Genomic DNA, 2,786 nt, shown 5'->3' with positions numbered 1-2,786 from the left:
AGGCCATCGACACCCACGCGGTGCTGACCCTGCCCGAAGGCAGCCGCGACGCCGCCATCGCCTTTCTCGAAGCCCGCGGCCTGCGCATCATGGGCCTTGGCGAGGCGATGGAGATCTACAAGGAGATCGGCCTGCCCAAGGACGTGGCGGCCCGCTTCAACCTTCGCGCCATGGGCGGCAGCCACGGCATCGGCCACACCCGCATGGCGACCGAAAGCGCCGTCACCACGCTTGGCGCACACCCGTTCTCGACCGATGAGGACCAGTGCCTCGTCCACAACGGCTCGCTCTCGAACCACAACCAGATGCGCCGCATCCTGACCGAGAAGGGCTTCGCCCCGCGCACCGAGAACGACACCGAGGTCGCCGCCTGCTACATCTCCTCGCGGATTGCCGAAGGGGCCAATCTCGGCGAGGCGCTGGAGGGCACGCTCGACGATCTCGACGGCTTCTTCACCTTCGTGATGGGCACCAAGACCGGCTTTGGCGTGGTCCGCGACCCGATCGCCTGCAAGCCTGCGGTGATGGCCGAGACCGACGATTACGTCGCCTTCGGCTCGGAATACCGTGCCTTCGCCAACCTGCCCGGCATCGAGGCCGCCCGCGTCTGGGAGCCCGAGCCCGCCACCGTCTATTTCTGGGAGCGCTGAGCGATGACCGCAACCGCAACCGCCGCCACCACCGACGTGCAGACCCTCGACATGAGCGAGATGGAACTGCGCGAGGTCAACGCCGCCCTGCAGGGCGCGCCCGCGACCAATTACACGCAGTTCGAGATCCGCAACCCGCGCGGCAGCCACGCCGTGGCCGTCGGGCTCGATGCCGAGATCGAGGTCACCGTGAAGGGCTCGACCGGCTATTACTGCGCCGGGATGAACAAGCTGGCCACCGTGCATGTCGAGGGCTCGGTCGGCCCCGGTGCTGCCGAGAACATGATGAGCGGCACGGTGATCGTCGAGGGCGACGCCTCGCAATATGCCGGTGCCACGGGCCATGGCGGGCTGCTGGTCATCAAGGGCAACGCCTCGAGCCGCTGCGGCATCTCGATGAAGGGCATCGACATCGTGGTGCATGGCAATATCGGCCACATGTCGGCCTTCATGGCGCAGAAGGGCAATCTCGTGGTGCTGGGCGATGCCGGCGACGCGCTTGGGGACAGCCTCTACGAGGCGCGGCTCTTCGTGCGCGGCGCGGTCAAGTCGCTGGGCGCCGACTGCATCGAGAAGGAGATGCGCCCCGAGCATCTCGAGATCCTCAAGGATCTGCTCGAGAAGGCCGGCGCGGATGCCAAGCCGGAAGAGTTCAAGCGCTACGGCTCGGCCCGCAAGCTCTACAATTTCAACATCGACCACGCAGACGAATACTGAGGACGGCCCGATGAAAGACACGCCCCAAACCATGCCGCGCCAGTCCTGGACCTTCTCCAACGAGACGAATTCCGAGATCCGCCGCGCCGCCCAGACCGGCATCTACGACATCCGCGGCGGTGGCGCCAAGCGCCGGGTGCCGCATTTCGACGACCTGCTGTTCCTCGGCGCCTCGATGTCGCGCTACCCGCTCGAGGGCTACCGCGAGAAATGCGAGACCGGCGTCACCCTCGGCACCCGCTTCGCCAAGAAACCGATCGAGTTGAAGATCCCGATCACCATCGCCGGCATGTCCTTCGGCTCGCTCTCCGGCCCCGCGAAAGAGGCCCTGGGCCGCGGCGCCACCATGGCCGGCACCTCGACGACCACTGGCGATGGCGGCATGACCGAGGAAGAGCGCGGCCATTCCGAGAAGCTGGTTTACCAGTACCTGCCCTCGCGCTACGGCATGAACCCCGATGACCTGCGCCGCGCCGATGCCATCGAGGTGGTGGTGGGGCAGGGCGCCAAGCCCGGCGGCGGGGGCATGCTGCTCGGCCAGAAGATCACCGAGCGCGTCGCCGGCATGCGCGACCTGCCGGTCGGCATCGACCAGCGCTCCGCCTGCCGCCACCCGGACTGGACCGGCCCCGACGATCTCGAGATCAAGATCCTCGAGCTGCGCGAGATCACCAACTGGGAGAAGCCGATCTACATCAAGGTCGGCGGCGCGCGCCCCTATTACGATGTGGCGCTCTCGGTGAAGGCCGGCGCCGACGTGATCGTGCTCGACGGCATGCAGGGCGGCACCGCCGCCACCCAGGACGTGTTCATCGAACACGTGGGCCAGCCGACGCTGGCCTGCATCCGCCCCGCCGTCAAAGCCCTTCAGGATCTCGGCATGCACCGTAAGGTGCAGCTGGTGGTCTCGGGCGGCATCCGCACCGGCGCCGATGTGGCGAAGGCACTGGCGCTGGGGGCCGACGCGGTCTCCATCGGCACCGCCGCGCTGGTGGCGCTCGGCGACAACGATCCCAAGTGGGAGGCGGAATACCAGAAGCTCGGCTCCACCACCGGCGCCTATGACGACTGGCACGAGGGCCGCGACCCGGCGGGCATCACCACCCAGGATCCCGAGCTGATGGCGCGTCTCGACCCGGTGGAAGCGGGCCGCCGCCTGCGCAACTACCTCAACGTGCTCACCCTCGAATGCCAGACCCTGGCCCGTGCCTGCGGCAAGAGCCACGTCCACAATCTCGAGCCCGAGGATCTCTGCGCGCTGACCATGGAGGCCGCCGCCATGGCCCAGGTGCCGCTTGCCGGCACCGACTGGTACCCCGGCAAGCCGGGCTTCTGACGACCACGCCCCGAGAAGCGCCCTCTGCTTCTTCTGGCCGAAAATATCCCGGGGGGAGTCGCGGCACGCGACGGGGGGCAGCG

The 2,786-nt window shown here is 67.9% G+C and carries 3 protein-coding genes; all 3 read left to right on the top strand.

What is annotated here, in order from left to right; all coding sequences use genetic code 11:
• The coding region (locus AC6RA4_RS24730) for a class II glutamine amidotransferase (RefSeq protein ID WP_500164853.1) at positions 1–650 on the top strand (650 nt) is incomplete at its 5' end.
• A 51-nt stretch (positions 651–701) separates the two neighbouring features.
• Positions 702–1,367 carry a protein GlxC gene (locus AC6RA4_RS24725; RefSeq protein WP_500164855.1) on the top strand — a complete coding sequence of 222 codons (666 nt, stop codon included), beginning with the start codon at positions 702–704 and terminating at the stop codon, positions 1,365–1,367.
• Between the two features lie 10 nt (positions 1,368–1,377).
• The gene (locus AC6RA4_RS24720) at positions 1,378–2,703 is read left to right on the top strand and encodes an FMN-binding glutamate synthase family protein (RefSeq protein WP_222603844.1); all 1,326 of its coding nucleotides are present in this window, start codon (positions 1,378–1,380) and stop codon (positions 2,701–2,703) included.
• Positions 2,704–2,786: the final 83 nt, after the last annotated feature.

It is taken from the genome of Salipiger sp. (genome assembly GCF_059781815.1).
Note: the sequence above shows the minus strand (reverse complement) of the source record. Positions and strands in the feature narration are given on the sequence as shown.